Genomic DNA, 16217 nt, shown 5'->3' with positions numbered 1-16217 from the left:
GTTTTATGCATATAGGCTCCTGGTCCTTCGCTAACCCCGTCTTTGTTGCCCCTATGGCAGGGGTAACGGATCGTCCTTACCGACGCCTGTGCAAGGCGTTGGGGGCTGGGCATGCAGTATCAGAGATGGCAGCAAGCAACCCCAAACTATGGAATAGCGTTAAGACTTCCAGACGCATAGACCATCAAGGCGAAACCGCGCCTATTGCCGTACAAATTGCTGGCTCAGACCCTGAAATGATGGCTGAAGCCGCTCGCTTCAATATAGAGAAAGGCGCACGCATCATTGATATCAACATGGGGTGCCCCGTCAAAAAAGTCTGTAATGTTGCCTCCGGCTCCGCCTTGCTGCGTGACGAGCCACGCATTGCTGCTATTTTGGAAAGTGTTGTAACTGCCTGTCAGCCCCTAGACGTACCGGTTACACTTAAAACCCGTACTGGCTGGGATAGAGAGTCTAAAAATGCGTTGCGTATTGCCCGCTTAGCACGTGAAAGCGGCATTGCAGCACTCACCTTACATGGCCGCACACGCTGCGACCTGTACCAAGGTGAAGCCGAATACGACACCATTCGTCAAGTTAAGCAAGAGGTAGATATACCCCTTATTGCTAATGGGGATATCGATAGTCCCGAAAAAGCCAAATACGTACTACAGTACACTGAAGCAGACGCAATTATGGTCGGCCGGGCAGCCCAAGGCCGTCCCTGGATTTTCAGAGAAATTAATCATTACCTGCAACATGGCGAGCACCTCGCCCCACCCACCTTTGGTGAGTTGCGCGATGTGTTGCTGGAACACCTAGAAGACCATTACGCCTTCTACGGTGAGTTCACGGGAGTACGCACTGCCCGTAAACACATAGGGTGGTATTTCGCCCATCTTCCGGATATCCGGACGTGGTTAGATCAGATTAACAAGATCGAAACTACCCACGAACAGTTTCACGCTATATCGCAGTGGTTTGATCAACGCGATCCTACTGCACCTTTTGTAAACGAACCTGCTGTTGCCTGATCGGAACAGCGTTGCCTGTTACACCCAATTTAGAAAATATGTCTACTACCAACCCACTAGAACAATCTGTCAGAGACCGCCTAGAGCGTTATTTTGCTGACCTAGGCGAATCTGAGCCGCGCGATATGCTGGCCATGGTCATCAGTTGTGTCGAACGCCCTGTTCTTCAAGTGGCACTGGAGCGTACCCAGGGCAACCAGTCCAAAGCAGCCGAAATGCTGGGTATTACCCGCAGCACGCTGCGCAAAAAGCTGCAATCGCATAATCTACAACCCTGATTCTTAACTACTCTCGTCTACTCTCATGAAAATCCAGACCGCTTTGCTCTCGGTTTCCGACAAAACCGGCATTGTTGATTTCGCCCAAGCACTAGCTAGCCGTGGTGTGCGCCTGCTTTCCACTGGTGGCACAGCTAAGTTGCTGAAAGAAGCCGGCTTGTCCGTTACCGAAGTGGCCGAGCACACCGGCTCCCCAGAAATTCTGGATGGCCGCGTTAAAACCTTGCACCCAAAAATTCACGGTGGCCTGTTGGCTAGACGTGACGATGCAGCTCACCTGAAAACACTGGAAGAGCACGGCATCAGCCGCATCGACCTGTTGGCAGTGAACTTGTACCCATTTCGCGAAACCATTGCGAAGAAAGACTGTAGTTTTGGCGATGCCATCGAAAACATCGATATTGGCGGCCCAGCTATGTTGCGTGCAGCGGCGAAAAACCACGGTGGCCCAGCAGGTGGCGTAACCGTTGTGATCGACCCTCTGGATTACAGCCGTATCTTGGCTGAAATGGATGCTGACGAAGGTCGTACCAGCTACGCATTGCGTTTGGAATTGGCTGGCAAAGTATACGCACACACAGCCTCTTACGACGGTGCTATTGCTTCTTACCTGAGCAGCCTGACTAACCCTGAGCCTGCCGCTGAAAGCACACCTGAGCGCGAAGAATGGCCTCAAGTATTGAGCCTACAATTGCACCAATCTCAAGCATTGCGTTACGGCGAAAACCCACACCAAAGCGCAGCCTTCTATAAAGACCAAGAAGTAGGCCGTGGTTTGCTGGGTAACTACCAACAACTGCAAGGCAAAGAACTGTCCTACAACAACATTGCCGATGCGGATGCAGCATGGGAATGCGTACGCAGTTTTGACAACGGCGCATGTGTGATTGTTAAGCACTCCAACCCTTGTGGCGTAGCCTTGGGTGACACACCATTAGCAGCCTACCAACAAGCGCTGAAAACTGATCCTACGTCGGCATTTGGTGGCATCATCGCCCTGAACCGTACCGTAGATGCTGCAGCAGCAACAGCCATCAGCGCTCAGTTCTTGGAAGTCTTGCTGGCCCCTTCTTACTCCCCAGAAGCGCTGGATATTCTGGCTCAGAAGAAAAACGTACGCGTGTTGGTAGTACCTGATGGTCAATCCCATAACGACTTCAACGTGAAGCGTGTGGGCGGCGGCTGGTTGGTACAAACTCCTGACACCTACCGCGACGCTGTGGAAAACTTCAAAGTGGTTTCCGAGAAGCAGCCTACAGAACAGCAATTGCAAGACATGCTGTTTGCATGGAACGTGGCTAAATACGTGAAATCCAACGCCATTGTGTTTACTGCTGGCGGTATGACATTGGGCGTAGGCGCTGGCCAAATGAGCCGCGTAGATTCCGCACGTATTGCTTCTATTAAAGCCTCTAACGCTGGTCTGACCCTGCAAGGTTCAGCCGTTGCGTCTGATGCTTTCTTCCCCTTCCGTGATGGTCTGGACGTGGTTGCTGATGCAGGCGCTACCTGCGTGATTCAACCCGGTGGCAGTATCCGTGACGATGAAGTAATTGCAGCCGCTAACGAACGCGGTATTGTGATGATCTTCACTGGCACACGCCACTTCTATCACTAATGCGCATACTTGGCATTGACCCTGGCCTACGACGTACCGGTTTCGGTGTGATCGAGGCTCAGGGGTCCAGCTTGACCTATGTGGCCAGTGGCACCATCGTGGTGCCCACTGAGCTAGCTCTCTCAGAGCGTTTAAAGGTCATTTTGGATAACGTGCGCGAAGTCGTTGGCCTGTATACGCCTGATCAGGCGGCCATTGAACACGTGTTCGTCAATGCCAATCCGCAATCTACCCTACTACTGGGGCAAGCCCGTGGCGCTGCACTGTGCGCCTTAGCGGACAAGAACCTCCCGGTCATGGAATACACCGCCCTACAAATCAAAAAAACCACAGTAGGTCGCGGTCACGCTGCCAAAGAACAAGTACAAATGATGGTGCAACATCTGCTGCGTCTGGATGGCCCTCCTGCACCTGATGCCGCCGATGCCTTAGCATGTGCCATCTGCCATGCCCATCACTATCCACTGACCAGCCGTTTAGGTATTCAGCTGGAACAAGCAAGCTCTACACCCCGCATACGCGGAGGCCGACTGATTTCTTAATGGAGTCCTCATGATTGGACGCATTACAGGCACGCTCATTGAAAAACAGCCCCCCACCATTTGTGTGGATGTAAACGGTGTGGGCTACGACATTGATGTGCCCATGAGCACCTATTACGATTTGGGTGAACTGAACAGCCGTATCTCGCTGTTTACCCACCTCACGGTGCGCGAAGATGCACACGTACTCTACGGTTTTGGCAACGCCTCTGAGCGCGCTGCATTCCGTACCTTGATCAAAGTAAGCGGCATTGGCGCGCGCACTGCCTTGTCTATTTTGTCAGGGCTCAGCGTGCAAGATTTAGCGGCTGCCATTCATCAGCAAGACGCGAGCCTACTTACCACTGTTCCTGGCATTGGCAAAAAAACAGCAGAGCGTTTGTTGTTGGAATTGCGTGGGAAATTTTCTGCAGACAGCGCGATTGCTGCCAACCTGCCTGAGCAGGCACATAACGAACGCAGTGACATTCTGAATGCCTTGCTCGCTCTGGGTTACAACAACACCGAAGCCAGCAAAGCACTTAAAGCTCTACCCGAAGACGTGTCGGTATCAGACGGCATCCGGTTGGCACTGCAAAGCCTGTCCAAGCGCTAAATACTTGCATAGCTGCAGGCTATCCAAATTACCACCACTGACTATCACCCCTACACGCTTACCGCGAATCTGCTCGGCAGCCTGCACGGCTGCTGCTGCAGCCAAACAGCCAGTAGGCTCTACTACCATCTTCATACGTTCAGCAAAGAAACGCAGCATATTGAGCAACTGCTGATCGTTCACAGTCACTATGTCAGTCACATTCTGCGTGATGATATTGAAGGTGGTGGTAGATAAGGACTGCGTTTGCGCGCCATCCGCAATAGTTTGTGGCGTAGCAATACGCACCAACTGACCTTGACGCAACGACTGCTGCGCATCATTACCCAGTTCTGGCTCTACACCAAACACCTTGCATGCTGGCGATAACGCTTTAGCGGACAGTAATGAACCCGACAGCAAACCACCACCACCTATAGGCACAAACAACTGATCCAGTTCGCCTACATCGTCAAATAACTCTTTTGCTACGGTGCCCTGCCCTGCGATGATGCCTTCATCACCAAAAGGTGGAATGAAATACAGGCCTTGCTCAGCGGCCAATTGCCGCGTCAGGCTGTCTCTATCATCAAGATGACGGTCATACTCCACAATGGTGGCGCCATAACCTTGGGTAGCTGCTTTTTTAGCCTGGGGGGCATCAGCAGGCATCACTATCGTTGCATGCACACCTTGCATGCGCGCAGCCAATGCCACGGCCTGTGCCATGTTGCCAGAAGAATACGTTATGACGCCTCGCGCTCGCTGTTCCGGCGTTAGCCGGGCAACCGCGTTGTAGCCCCCTCGGAACTTAAATGCACCTACACGCTGGAAGTTTTCACATTTAAAGAAAACTTCTGCGTCCAACCAGGCATTCAAGGTAGAGGATTGCAATACCGGTGTACGATGCGCCACACCTTTTAAACGCTGTTCAGCCCGCTCAATCTCTTCAAAATCGAGCCCATTCGACACAGCATACATCTTCGTAAATTCTCCCATGGCTCTGTCATAGAGCAGACAGATAAGTAAAGCATTATGCCACCAGCGAGGCTTGCGCGACACTCCCACGGGACTATGTGATTGGTGTACCATACTGTGTATTCATTCAGTGAACTGCTATGGCCATTTATTCAGACTCTCTTCGCAGCGATCCGTCCCCAGCACCTCGTATGGTTGAGGCTACTGCACAGTCTCCCAACGAAGAATCCATCGAACGCGCACTACGCCCTAAAACGCTGCATGACTACGTAGGTCAGCAGCGTGTACGCGATCAATTAGAGATCTTCATTACCGCTGCGCGTGGCCGTCACGAAGCACTGGATCACGTGCTGCTATTTGGCCCTCCGGGTTTGGGTAAAACCACGCTAGCGCATATCGTGGCGCAAGAAATGGGGGTACGTCTGCACCAAACCTCTGGCCCTGTACTGGAAAAACCCGGTGACTTAGCTGCTTTGCTGACGAATCTGGATAAAAACGATGTGCTGTTCATCGATGAAATCCACCGACTATCGCCCGTGGTAGAAGAAATCCTCTACCCCGCCATGGAAGACTATCAAATCGACATTATGATTGGCGATGGCCCGGCCGCCCGCAGCGTCAAAATCGATTTGCAGCCCTTCACTTTAGTAGGCGCTACAACACGCGCCGGGATGCTCACCAACCCACTGCGTGATCGTTTTGGTATTGTCTCCAGACTAGAGTTCTATAACACCGCCGATCTACAGCATATTGTGGAGCGCAGCGCACGCTTATTGAATGTGGAATGTGTGGGTGACGGCGCTCAAGAAATTGCCCGACGCTCTCGTGGCACACCACGTATCGCTAACCGCTTACTGCGTCGTGTACGTGACTACGCTGACGTCAAAGCCAACGGCACGATCAGTTCACAAACAGCTAACGATGCCCTAGCATTGCTAGAAGTTGACCCATTAGGCTTAGACTTAATGGACAGAAAATTACTGGAAGCCATCATTCATCGTTTTGATGGCGGCCCTGTAGGCGTAGACAGCTTGGCTGCGGCCATTGGCGAAGAACGCGACACTATCGAAGACGTGATAGAACCCTATCTGATTCAACATGGGTTTATGCAACGCACCCCCCGTGGGCGTACCGCTACCCGTATGGCATGGACACATTTGGGGCTTACGCCTAGTGCTAACGTAGCCGCTGGTGGTGCGTTATTCGACTAACGATTCAGCAACGCTGGCCACGCAGGCCAGCAAATCGTCACCGTAGGCTTTAAGCTTACGCACGCCCACACCCGAAATACAGCGTAAATCGTCTAAATCTTGAGGCTGCTCTATGGCTATCTGCCTCAAGGTCGCATCATTAAAAATAATGTAGGCGGGCACTTCGTGCTCTTTTGCCACCACGGAACGCCACTCACGCAAAGCTTGGAAAAAGGGCTGAGCTTCAGGCGGCACCTGTGTGGCGGGTTTACTGCTGCGTGTAGCCTTGGAGGCAATAGTGGCTTCACGTCTGAACATCAGTTGCTGCTCACCTTTAAGCACCGGCCTGGCCTTTTCCGTTAACCCCAAAGTACCGTAACCTTGCGTGTCCACGGCCAACACATTGAGTGCCAACAACTGTCGCAATACGCCACGCCAGCCTTGGTCGTTAATATCACTGCCTATACCAAACACGCTGAGGCTTTGATGGCCGTACTCTTTGACTCGCTCAGTTTCTTTGCCGCGCAAAATATCAATCAAGTGCCCTGCACCAAAGCGTTGGCCTCGCTCTCGCCATAAACGATATACCGCTGACAATAATTTCTGAGCAGCTACCGTGCCGTCCCATGATTCTGGGGGCTGCATACACGTATCGCAGTTTTGGCAGTTATGTATGGTCTCGCCAAAATACGCCAATAACGATTGGCGTCGGCAGCTCACGGTTTCGCATAAGCCCAACATGGCATCCAACTGACGTCCTTGTGTACGCCGGTGGCTTTCCTCGGCCTGTGAGTCACTAATCATGCGATGCAACTGCACCACGTCTTGCAAACCATACGCTAACCATGCTGTAGCCGGTTCACCATCGCGGCCTGCACGCCCGGTCTCTTGGTAATAGCCTTCAATAGATTTGGGTAAATCAATGTGCGCCACAAACCGCACATCGGGCTTATTCACCCCCATACCAAAGGCGATGGTCGCCACCATCACCACCCCATCCTCTCGCAGGAAGCGGGATTGGTTCTGCGCACGTACCGCCGCACTTAAGCCAGCATGGTACGGCAACGCATTAACACCTTCTCGTACTAAGAACTCAGCCGTATCCTCTACTCGCGCACGCGATAAGCAATACACAATACCGCTTTCGCCCGGATGCTCATCTCGAACCAAACTCAATAACTGACGACGCACATCGTTTTTCTCTACGATGCGATAGCAAATATTGGGCCTATCAAAGCTGGACACAAAATGCTCAGCATGATGCAGCGATAAACGCTCAGCAATTTCATGACGAGTTTCGGCTGTGGCCGTAGCCGTCAGTGCGATACGCGGTACATCTGGCCAACGCTCGGCCAAATAAGACAAGCCCAAATACTCAGGACGGAAGTCATGCCCCCACTGGGACACACAGTGCGCCTCGTCAATGGCAAACAAGGCAATATGGCCACGTGCCAGCAAATCTAGGCAACGGTCAGTCAACAAACGCTCGGGAGCCACATACAACAGGTCTAGCTCACCTGCCAGAAACGCACGCTCAACCTCACGGGTTTGCGCCCATTCTTGAGTGGAGTTTAAATAGGCCGCACGCACCCCTAGCTCGGTCAGGGCATCAACCTGATCTTGCATCAACGCAATAAGGGGGGAAATCACAATGCCTGTACCCGGCCGTATCAGGGCGGGAATTTGATAACACAGCGACTTACCGCCACCGGTTGGCATTAATACCAGCGCATCACCGCCAGTTACTACTTGTTCGATAATCGCGCGTTGGTCTCCCCTGAAGGCATCATAGCCAAACACATTTTGCAGGGTTTCCAGAGCGGGATCAGACATGAAAATTTTCAATTAAAACAAGAGATAAGCGTGCTGCAGAAAGGGCAACGCTTTGACTTCAGCCCGTAGACTGTACCAGAAAACCCTAGGCGACTCACGATTTGGTGCTATTAAAAACTGCTGTAACTTCTGCCGCATCCAGAGAGCGCTTGATGGCCGTATATTTTTCCAACAACGCCGATTTATAGACTACCCCCAGTAAACGGGGTTCGGCCTCTTCGCTTAACACTGGCAAACGCTCACCACTAAAACTCACAAAGTAATCTTGAGCTTCATCCAAACTCATATTAGGCGTTAAGGTTTTCACAAAGTCTGGGCGCAACACATCAGCCAAAGTGAGTTTTTCGGTGTCCAAGTGATGCAATAACAAGCGGGTTAAATCTTGTTGAGCCACCACCCCTTGGAACACATTATTCGCATCCACCACGTACACGTATTTGACGGGGTAATCTAAGAACATCTGCAACGCTTCGCTAATCTTGGCGTCGTCTTTGAGTACGGTTTCGGCGGGCCGTACCAGCTCGTTCAAACGCGTATGCCGCAAGGTGCTACGCAAACGTTCGTTTTGTTCGCGTACTAGTACCACGTCATACATAGCAACTTCGGCGAGTAAGCGTGCCACAAAATATGCCACTACCGTCGCAACAATCAGTGGCAACACCAACGCATAGCTAAGCGTCATTTCAAACAGCATCAAAATAGCCATGAGTGGCGCACTAGTAGCCGCGCCCAAAAACGCCCCCATGCCCACTAAGGTAAACAGGTGCAAGGGAATGCTCAGACCCGGCACCACAGACAACAACAGTTGCCCACACAAGGTACCAAATGCAGCACCCACAAATAGCGCTGGGGTAAACACACCACCAATAGCCCCAGAACCTACGGTTAACGCTGTAGCCAACACTTTAGCAAACAGCATCCCTACCACCATGTACCATGCCCAAGGTTCATGCAATAAGGCAGTCACTACGCTATAGCCATTACCCGCCACATCAGGGATAGCAATCAGCAGTAAGCCTAGCAGCACACCCCCTACGGCCAAACGCAAAAATAGCGGGATACCTGTGCGCTCAAAGTAGGATTTAAATACCGTCATCAGTTTCAGAAAACCGGGTGCTGCCACGCCTACCAAGACACCCAGTAGCACAAACACCCAGATATCCATGCCTACCACGCTTTGCACGTCAGGCATCTCGTATAAGGGCTGATAAATCCCCACGATACGCATGGTTAGGTTGGCTACTGCTGCCGCCACTAATAAGGGGCCTAGGCTTTGTATATTTAACGTACCCAGTACGATCTCGGCCACAAACACCGCACCCGCTAAAGGAGTGCCATACGCAGCGCTCACGCCTGCTGCGCCACCACAGGCAACCAACAAGCGCAGGTGTGTTGCGCCCACCTGCAGCAAACGCCCCAACATCGATGCCACTAGCGAGGCCAAGTGGATCATGGCCCCTTCCCTACCGATGGATCCACCCGTCGCTACCGTAAACAAGGAAGACAACGTACGCAACAACCCTTGGCGAATAGACAAGCGCCCATCGCCCAAGGTAACAGCTTCCATATAGTCATCGGCCATAGTACTTTTGCGCCGCTTTGCTAGCCACAACAAGATACCGGCCACCAACCCGCCAATAGTAGGCAGCAATAAACGCCACCACCATGACAAGTCACGCATCACATCGGAAATTTCTCCGGATTGCCCCGTTAATAAACGTTGCACCAGAAACATGGCTTCATGAAACAGCCAAATTGATAGGGCGCCAGCAATACCCATTAACACAGCCCAACCCAGCACCCACAGCATGGTAGATGCTTGCCCCAGCTTTTGTCGGGTAGACATAAGCCCGGGGGATGAACTTGGGGTGTCCTGCACTGTTAACCTCTGAACTCAGGAGGCTGAGGCGGTTTAGAAAGCCCGAACATTCCCTTATAAACCCAAATATTGAAGAGCAACATGATAGGAATGATCAGTACTGCCACACCACCCACTATTTGCATCACGGGCAATGAGGCTGCCGCATCCCAGATGGTGATTTCATCCAGCACCAAAAAGGGGAAAAAACTAAAGGCCAAACCGGACATCACGGCAACAAACACTAGCAGGGTCAGCATAAACGGCAATGCGGTTGTGCGGTAACTACTGTTAATCATGCGCTGTAAACACATCTCTAGTGAGATAAAGCACAGCAACAAGGCGCCCCACAACACCAACACAACCACACGCTGTAGACCTTCACTCCATTTCAGCAGTACACCGGGGTTCGCCAACGCCAGCACCACCGACGCAGCAATCGCTCCAGCAGCAAACCAACGTACGGTCACGCTTCCCCAGCGCACAGCTCTAGCACGCAGCTCGCCGGCTTCACGCATAATTAACCAGCTAGCACCCAGTAACGCGTACGCTGCAACAGAGCAGAGCCCCATGAAAATACTGAACCAAAAGTAGCCTGCGCCGCTATTAAAGCTGACCACCACTTTGGCTAACAACACACCGTGTACAAAGGCTGTAATCACCGAGCCCACACCAAAGGCCACTTGCCACTTGGCTTGCAATTCAGCGGGGGCACGTAAGCGCATTTCAAAACTGACCGAACGCAGCAAGACGCCTAAGGCTAATCCACATAGCGGTAAGTACAAGCTGCCCATCACGGCTTCCCACGCATAGGGGAAAGCGCAGAAAAACAGCACCATACCCAAGAACAGCCAGTACTCATTGGCATCGCGCCATGGACTAAGCAAGGACAGCATACGTGGGCGCAGTGCCGCAGGCGCAATCAGCGACAAGCTGCCTACGCCTATATCAAAACCATCCAGAATAGTGCCCGCCAGCACAACCACAAAAAACAGCCCTAAGAATACCAGCGGCATCCAGAACACAGGGTCAGTAATGGCCAGCCCCATCGCATTAGCTAAGACTTCTATCATGCACGTCCCCTTCTACGAGCCACCGGCACCACACCGTAACGCACGATATAGCGAACCAGCATGAAAAATCCTACTAAGCAAAAGCCATAGACAACGGCATAGCTCACCAATGAAGCCAAGGCTGACTCAAACGGTACGTCGGAAAATACGTCGGTAAACTTGATAGACCCGTTCACCATATACGGCAAGGCACCTGAGAAGTGGTACAACAAGCCTACAACTAGTAGTAGCCATCCGGCTGCGCCCATAGCGATTAACACTCTACGCCAGCCTACGGACAATGCAGAAGGGTCGTAATGCTGTGGTCGTACGCGCCAGCATGTCAGTACAGAAACCAGGAGAATTGCAGCACCTAACAGTAATGCAATTCTGAAGCTGAAAAAAACTAGTGCTACTGGCGGCAAACTACTTTGCCCTTCCAAGTGCAGATACTCACCAGTTTCAGATAGTGGGATCCACATCGCCCCCATACCTCGCCAGCCATAGCTATATAAGTTACCGGCTTCGGGGCCTGCTGGATACGCAATAAATGGCCAAAACACTTCGGTGTTTGCATGCCAGCGCGCTACTGTGGCGAGAGCTTTTAAAGGTTCGTATTGCACTACCATTTGCCCATAGCCCCATACTGCGGCCACTAGCAAGACTGTGCTTAGCAACAACACCCACAGCACCAACCTAAAAGCACGGCGCTCACTTTCATCGGCTGGCCTTCGCAAACTCTTAGCCGCTGTGACTGCCATCACAAAGCAGCAGGCAACCACCATGCTCAACAGCAAAAACACCGCCAATTGCCATACAAAGGCAGGACCTGTTAGCAGCTCATACCAATCGGTAACCAGATAGCCCTTATCTTGCCACTGCACGCCTGTAGGAACCTGCATCCATGACGACAAGGCAATCAAAACACTCACCGTTACGGTACTACCTATAGCTACTATCGCTACCACAATAGTGTGCAGCCAATGAGGTAAGGTCCTGTAAGCAAAGAGCATTAAGCCCAAGAAGCCACTTTTAAAGACTAAGGTTACGGCCAAGGCTAACGCGATCAATGGCCCAGATACTTCGCTGGTACGGCTACTAAAACCTGGCCACAAACTACCTAATTGAATCAGTATGGGCAAGCTGGAAGCAAAGCCCAACACCACGGTTAACGCAAATACCCGTACCCAAAAACGGTAGCTAGCCAGCCAAACTGAATGCAAGCCAGACAAGGTACGTAACCTAAATATCAGCAACAGCCACGCAAGTCCAAGCTCCATTGCAAAGAAGATTGCCATGAAGCTCAGACTGCTAAAAAACTGCAACTGTGATAACCAAAGGGCAGAATGCGTCATAATGTCAGCTAGTTTAGAACGTGTTTATGAATTGTGCTGATGAAAAGCGCATGATATGAACAGAACATGGCAAAATGGGTGATTCACCCGATTATTTTCTTTGTATTTTACGTATGACCACTGAATCTACAACGGCTCCTGTTTCGAATTTCCTACGCTCCATTATCGACCAAGATCTGAAGGCTCAGCGTCATGCGTCCAAACGCTGGGGCGGAAAACCAGGTCCAGAGCAGGTACACGCCGCTGCAGACATAGACCCTGCCCGCATTCGCACTCGCTTCCCTCCCGAACCAAACGGTTATTTGCACATTGGCCATGCCAAAAGTATTTGCCTGAACTTCGGTTTGGCACGCGACTATTTAGGCGCCTGCCATTTGCGTTTTGACGACACCAACCCTGAAAAAGAAGAACAGGAATACGTAGACGCCATTATTGATATGGTGCACTGGTTAGGCTTCGATTGGAATTTCCAAAATGAAACTAACTTGTACTTTGCCAGCGATTATTTCGATGACATGTACGCGTTTGCTGAAGCGCTGATCAAAGCCGGCTTCGCTTACGTAGACGAACAAAGTCCAGAGCAAATGCGTGAAACCCGCGGCACCTTAAAATCGCCCGGCACTAACTCTCCATGGCGTGATCGCCCTGTAGAAGAGTCTCTGACATTGCTACGTGAAATGCGTGATGGAAAACATCCAGACGGCAGCATGGCGTTGCGCGCCAAAATTGATATGGCATCGCCCAACATCAATATGCGCGACCCTGTTATGTACCGTATTCGTCATGCTGAACACCACCGCACTGGCAACAAATGGTGCATTTACCCTATGTACAGCTGGGCGCACCCAGTAGAAGACGCACTGGAAAAAATTACGCACAGTATCTGTACGCTGGAATTTGAAGACCAACGCCCCTTCTACAACTGGACATTAGAGCGTCTACGCGACTTAGGCTTCTTGGCTGACCCACTGCCACAACAGTACGAATTTGCACGCCTATACCTAAGCTACGTGGTCACCAGCAAACGCAAACTGCGTCAATTGGTAGTCGAAAACCACGTTAACGGTTGGGACGATCCACGTATGCCTACCTTGGCTGGCTTGCGCCGTCGTGGTTACACCCCTGAAGCTATTCGTCTATTCTGCGAACGCATTGGTGTGTCCAAAGCCGATTCCCGTATTGATTACAGCATTCTGGAACAAGCACTGCGTGACGATCTGGACCCTAAAGCACCTCGTAGCGTTGCGGTGTTGGATCCTATCAAACTGATCATCACCAACTACCCGGAAGGTCAAAGCGAAGAGTGCTCTGCACCTGCTCACCCCAAAGACTCCGAAGCAGGCGTACGCACCTTCCCATTGAGCCGCGAGTTGTGGATTGAGCGTGACGACTTCCGTATTGAACCAGAGAAAAAATACTTCCGTCTGTACCCTGGCAACACCGTACGCCTGAAATACGGCTACGTCGTAACATGCACAGGCTACAAGCAAGACGACAACGGCAATGTTACTGAAGTGTATGTAGAGTACATGCCTGAAACAAAGAGCGGCACGCCCGGAGCAGACTCCGTCAAAGTAAAAGGCAATATCACATGGATTAGCGTACCTCACGCCATCCCTGCTCAAGTACGTCTGTACGACCGCCTGTTCAGCGATCCACATCCAGACACCGGTGACAAAGACTTCTTAGCATTGCTGAACCCTAACTCGCTGACTACCGTAGACGCATGGGTAGAGCCTGGCTTGGTAGCTGAACCTGGTGCTCGCTGGCAGTTTGAGCGTTTGGGTTACTTTATGGCTGATCCTATTGAGTCCACGCCAGAAAAACCTGTACTGAATCGTACAGCCACCTTGCGTGATACTTGGGTGTAATAATGTCTGGAACACGTAAAGGTCCTCAGGCGCTAGACTTCAAAAGCGCCACCTTATACACCGTACGACTGGTCCTGCACAGCAGCGACCAAGACGAACTACTGACTGCATTGGCACAGCGCATGCACGACGCAGGTTCCTTCTTCGAGAACGAACCTGTAGTCGTGGATGCCAGCCAGTTAGCTGACGACGCTTCGTTGGACTGGACTGCCCTACTGGAAGCCCTGAACACTCACAAACTTAACGCTGTGGGCGTGGTGGCCAATGGTGCATTGTTGAAGGCCGCGCAAGACGCTGGTTTACAAGAAGTAGACCTTTCTAATGCGCCTACGCGACCAACGGCTAGCCCTAACGTACCTGAAGCTGAAGTGCCTACGCTGTCTACCGCACAGGAACACAGTGCAGAACCCGCCGCTGTTACCCCTGAAATCATCACCCAGATCGCTCCTGCAGCGATGGTCATCAACCGACAATTACGTTCTGGTCAACGCATTTACGCGCGTGATACTGATTTAGTAGTGATTGGTGTGGTAGGTCAAGGCGCCGAAGTCATCGCCGATGGTAACATCCACGTGTATGGCCCCTTGCGCGGTAAAGCGATGGCAGGAGCCCGTGGCGACACCAACGCTCGCATTTTCACTACCGAGTTAGACCCGGAACTGATTGCGATTGCTGGTGTGTACCGCGTCGTGGAAGAACCGCTGGAAAAACCGGTGCATAAACAACCCGCTGTGATCCAGCTAGAAGGCGAGAACCTGAGTATCCACCCGCTTTCTTAACAGTTGATTACAAATGAAGTCTGCCAAGCAGTTACACTTGCCAGATGCGTCCCGTACGGCCTAGCCGTATAACCGATCAAAAACCTGAGGAATAGCTCTATCATGACGCGAATTGTTGTGGTGACATCCGGTAAAGGTGGTGTAGGCAAAACCACCACTAGCGCCAGTTTTGCTTCCGGCCTTGCCATGCGCGGCCACAAAACCGTAGTAATCGACTTTGACGTAGGCTTGCGTAACCTGGATCTCATCATGGGTTGCGAACGTCGTGTGGTTTACGATTTTGTTAATGTCATCCAGGGTGAAGCCACGCTACATCAAGCCCTGATTCGCGACAAACAGCTTGAAAACCTGTATATCCTGCCAGCCTCACAAACTCGTGATAAAGATGCGCTGAGCAAGGATACTGTTCGCAAGGTTCTGGATGACCTGAAAGCCATGGACTTTGAGTTCATCGTCTGCGATTCCCCTGCTGGGATTGAAACAGGTGCATTGATGGCCTCCTACTTTGCAGACGATGCATTGGTGGTCACCAACCCTGAAGTATCTTCTGTACGTGACTCTGACCGTATGTTGGGTATTTTGTCTGCTAAATCCCTGCGCGCAGAAACGGCTCAAACCCCTATTAAAGAGCACCTGCTCATTACACGTTACAGCCCTAAACGTGTACTTGATGGTGAAATGCTTTCCCTCAAAGATGTGGAAGACATTTTGCGCATTAAGTTAATTGGCGTGATTCCAGAATCCGAAGAAGTCTTGCAAGCCTCCAACCAAGGTGTACCCGTGATCCATGATCGCGGCTGCGATGCAGCAGCAGCGTATCAAGACGTGGTTGATCGTTTTCTAGGTGACGAAAAACCCCTGCGTTTTGTTGATTACGAGAAGCCAGGCCTGTTTAAACGCCTTTTCGGAGGAAAGTAATATGTCTTTCCTTTCTTTGCTACTGGGCAAGAAAAAAACGTCTGCCAATGTTGCCAAGGATAGACTGCAGCTAATTTTGATTAATGAACGGGGCAAAGGTGGCGTTACGCCTGATTACCTTCCCCGCTTGCAAAAAGAGCTGATTGAGGTTATCTCACGCTACGTCAGCATTAATCCTGACGACATCAAGGTCAACCTGGAACGCCAAGACGACCTAGAAGTTCTGGAAGTGAAAATTGAAATGCCACAAGCAGAAAACGAAAAGGCTAGTTAATTCATAGCCCTCGTTTTCCTGTGGTGTAAGGCATTGCCCTTACATTAAAAAGGCCTGAGTCCACACTAGAACTCAGGCCTT

At 51.4% G+C, this 16217-nt stretch carries 15 protein-coding genes; 10 read left to right on the top strand and 5 right to left on the bottom strand.

The features are described from left to right. Nucleotides 1-5: 5 nt before the first annotated feature. Genes dusB through ruvA form a run of 5 tightly spaced genes read left to right on the top strand, consistent with a single transcriptional unit; the run spans nucleotide 6 to nucleotide 4049 of the window. The gene (gene dusB, locus ACLO87_RS03525; RefSeq protein ID WP_430222797.1) at nucleotides 6-1016 is read left to right on the top strand and encodes a tRNA dihydrouridine synthase DusB; all 1011 of its coding nucleotides are present in this window, start codon (nucleotides 6-8) and stop codon (nucleotides 1014-1016) included. Between the two features lie 38 nt (nucleotides 1017-1054). Continuing rightward, entirely contained in the window at nucleotides 1055-1294 is a 240-nt protein-coding gene (locus ACLO87_RS03520) for a helix-turn-helix domain-containing protein (RefSeq protein WP_135861587.1), read from the top strand. 25 nt (nucleotides 1295-1319) lie between these two features. Beyond that, nucleotides 1320-2912, top strand: coding sequence for a bifunctional phosphoribosylaminoimidazolecarboxamide formyltransferase/IMP cyclohydrolase (gene purH / locus ACLO87_RS03515; protein WP_430222796.1), 1593 nt, complete (start codon nucleotides 1320-1322; stop codon nucleotides 2910-2912). Then, nucleotides 2912-3454 carry a crossover junction endodeoxyribonuclease RuvC gene (ruvC, locus tag ACLO87_RS03510; RefSeq protein ID WP_430222795.1) on the top strand — a complete coding sequence of 181 codons (543 nt, stop codon included), beginning with the start codon at nucleotides 2912-2914 and terminating at the stop codon, nucleotides 3452-3454. The genes purH and ruvC overlap by 1 nt, the downstream gene beginning before the upstream one ends. A gap of 10 nt (nucleotides 3455-3464) precedes the next feature. After that, nucleotides 3465-4049, top strand: a complete 585-nt coding sequence (ruvA, locus tag ACLO87_RS03505) for a Holliday junction branch migration protein RuvA (protein WP_135861584.1) — start codon at nucleotides 3465-3467, stop codon at nucleotides 4047-4049. On the opposite strand, the gene ACLO87_RS03500 is transcribed toward ruvA, so the two are convergent. Beyond that, nucleotides 4005-5027, bottom strand: coding sequence for a threo-3-hydroxy-L-aspartate ammonia-lyase (locus tag ACLO87_RS03500; RefSeq protein ID WP_430222794.1), 1023 nt, complete (start codon nucleotides 5025-5027; stop codon nucleotides 4005-4007). The two genes, ruvA and ACLO87_RS03500, sit on opposite strands and share 45 nt — an antisense overlap. Nucleotides 5028-5146: 119 nt before the next feature. Between ACLO87_RS03500 and ruvB the strand changes: the two genes are divergently transcribed. Further along, entirely contained in the window at nucleotides 5147-6217 is a 1071-nt protein-coding gene (gene ruvB / locus ACLO87_RS03495) for a Holliday junction branch migration DNA helicase RuvB (protein WP_135861583.1), read from the top strand. Here ruvB and recQ read toward each other — a convergent pair. From recQ to ACLO87_RS03475, 4 genes are all read right to left on the bottom strand, one after another. Continuing rightward, nucleotides 6206-8029: a DNA helicase RecQ gene (gene recQ / locus ACLO87_RS03490; protein WP_430222793.1), complete on the bottom strand. Its 1824-nt coding sequence runs from the start codon at nucleotides 8027-8029 to the stop codon at nucleotides 6206-6208. The genes ruvB and recQ overlap by 12 nt on opposite strands. A gap of 94 nt (nucleotides 8030-8123) precedes the next feature. Continuing rightward, nucleotides 8124-9875 (bottom strand): ClcB-like voltage-gated chloride channel protein, encoded by a 1752-nt coding sequence (locus ACLO87_RS03485; protein ID WP_430222792.1) that lies wholly within the window; start codon nucleotides 9873-9875, stop codon nucleotides 8124-8126. A gap of 35 nt (nucleotides 9876-9910) precedes the next feature. Further along, the gene (locus ACLO87_RS03480; protein ID WP_135861580.1) at nucleotides 9911-10960 is read right to left on the bottom strand and encodes a cytochrome d ubiquinol oxidase subunit II; all 1050 of its coding nucleotides are present in this window, start codon (nucleotides 10958-10960) and stop codon (nucleotides 9911-9913) included. Then, nucleotides 10957-12294, bottom strand: a complete 1338-nt coding sequence (locus ACLO87_RS03475) for a cytochrome ubiquinol oxidase subunit I (RefSeq protein ID WP_135861579.1) — start codon at nucleotides 12292-12294, stop codon at nucleotides 10957-10959. The genes ACLO87_RS03480 and ACLO87_RS03475 overlap by 4 nt, the downstream gene beginning before the upstream one ends. A gap of 113 nt (nucleotides 12295-12407) precedes the next feature. On the opposite strand from ACLO87_RS03475, the gene ACLO87_RS03470 reads away from it, so the two are divergent. From ACLO87_RS03470 to minE, 4 genes are all read left to right on the top strand, one after another. After that, entirely contained in the window at nucleotides 12408-14165 is a 1758-nt protein-coding gene (locus tag ACLO87_RS03470; RefSeq protein ID WP_430222791.1) for a glutamine--tRNA ligase/YqeY domain fusion protein, read from the top strand. A 2-nt stretch (nucleotides 14166-14167) separates the two neighbouring features. Further along, the gene (gene minC, locus ACLO87_RS03465; RefSeq protein ID WP_430222790.1) at nucleotides 14168-14944 is read left to right on the top strand and encodes a septum site-determining protein MinC; all 777 of its coding nucleotides are present in this window, start codon (nucleotides 14168-14170) and stop codon (nucleotides 14942-14944) included. 102 nt (nucleotides 14945-15046) lie between these two features. After that, on the top strand, nucleotides 15047-15862 hold the full coding sequence (gene minD, locus ACLO87_RS03460; RefSeq protein WP_135861576.1) for a septum site-determining protein MinD: 816 nt from the start codon (nucleotides 15047-15049) through the stop codon (nucleotides 15860-15862). A 1-nt stretch (nucleotide 15863) separates the two neighbouring features. Further along, nucleotides 15864-16136, top strand: a complete 273-nt coding sequence (gene minE / locus ACLO87_RS03455; RefSeq protein WP_135861575.1) for a cell division topological specificity factor MinE — start codon at nucleotides 15864-15866, stop codon at nucleotides 16134-16136. Nucleotides 16137-16217 lie beyond the last annotated feature (81 nt).

The sequence above is a fragment of the Paenalcaligenes sp. Me52 genome (assembly GCF_050487965.1).
Taxonomy (GTDB): Bacteria; Pseudomonadota; Gammaproteobacteria; order Burkholderiales; family Burkholderiaceae_B; genus Paenalcaligenes.
Note: the sequence above shows the minus strand (reverse complement) of the source record. Positions and strands in the feature narration are given on the sequence as shown.

Excerpts from the sequence above, each read along its gene's own strand:
- dusB (WP_430222797.1), top strand. The coding sequence starts at position 6 with ATGCATATAGGCTCCTGGTCCTTCGCTAACCCCGTCTTTGTTGCCCCT.
- ACLO87_RS03520 (WP_135861587.1), top strand. The coding sequence starts at position 1,055 with ATGTCTACTACCAACCCACTAGAACAATCTGTCAGAGACCGCCTAGAG.
- purH (WP_430222796.1), top strand. The coding sequence starts at position 1,320 with ATGAAAATCCAGACCGCTTTGCTCTCGGTTTCCGACAAAACCGGCATT.
- ruvC (WP_430222795.1), top strand. The coding sequence starts at position 2,912 with ATGCGCATACTTGGCATTGACCCTGGCCTACGACGTACCGGTTTCGGT.
- ruvA (WP_135861584.1), top strand. The coding sequence starts at position 3,465 with ATGATTGGACGCATTACAGGCACGCTCATTGAAAAACAGCCCCCCACC.
- ACLO87_RS03500 (WP_430222794.1), bottom strand. The coding sequence starts at position 5,027 with ATGGGAGAATTTACGAAGATGTATGCTGTGTCGAATGGGCTCGATTTT.
- ruvB (WP_135861583.1), top strand. The coding sequence starts at position 5,147 with ATGGCCATTTATTCAGACTCTCTTCGCAGCGATCCGTCCCCAGCACCT.
- recQ (WP_430222793.1), bottom strand. The coding sequence starts at position 8,029 with ATGTCTGATCCCGCTCTGGAAACCCTGCAAAATGTGTTTGGCTATGAT.
- ACLO87_RS03485 (WP_430222792.1), bottom strand. The coding sequence starts at position 9,875 with ATGTCTACCCGACAAAAGCTGGGGCAAGCATCTACCATGCTGTGGGTG.
- ACLO87_RS03480 (WP_135861580.1), bottom strand. The coding sequence starts at position 10,960 with ATGATAGAAGTCTTAGCTAATGCGATGGGGCTGGCCATTACTGACCCT.
- ACLO87_RS03475 (WP_135861579.1), bottom strand. The coding sequence starts at position 12,294 with ATGACGCATTCTGCCCTTTGGTTATCACAGTTGCAGTTTTTTAGCAGT.
- ACLO87_RS03470 (WP_430222791.1), top strand. The coding sequence starts at position 12,408 with ATGACCACTGAATCTACAACGGCTCCTGTTTCGAATTTCCTACGCTCC.
- minC (WP_430222790.1), top strand. The coding sequence starts at position 14,168 with ATGTCTGGAACACGTAAAGGTCCTCAGGCGCTAGACTTCAAAAGCGCC.
- minD (WP_135861576.1), top strand. The coding sequence starts at position 15,047 with ATGACGCGAATTGTTGTGGTGACATCCGGTAAAGGTGGTGTAGGCAAA.
- minE (WP_135861575.1), top strand. The coding sequence starts at position 15,864 with ATGTCTTTCCTTTCTTTGCTACTGGGCAAGAAAAAAACGTCTGCCAAT.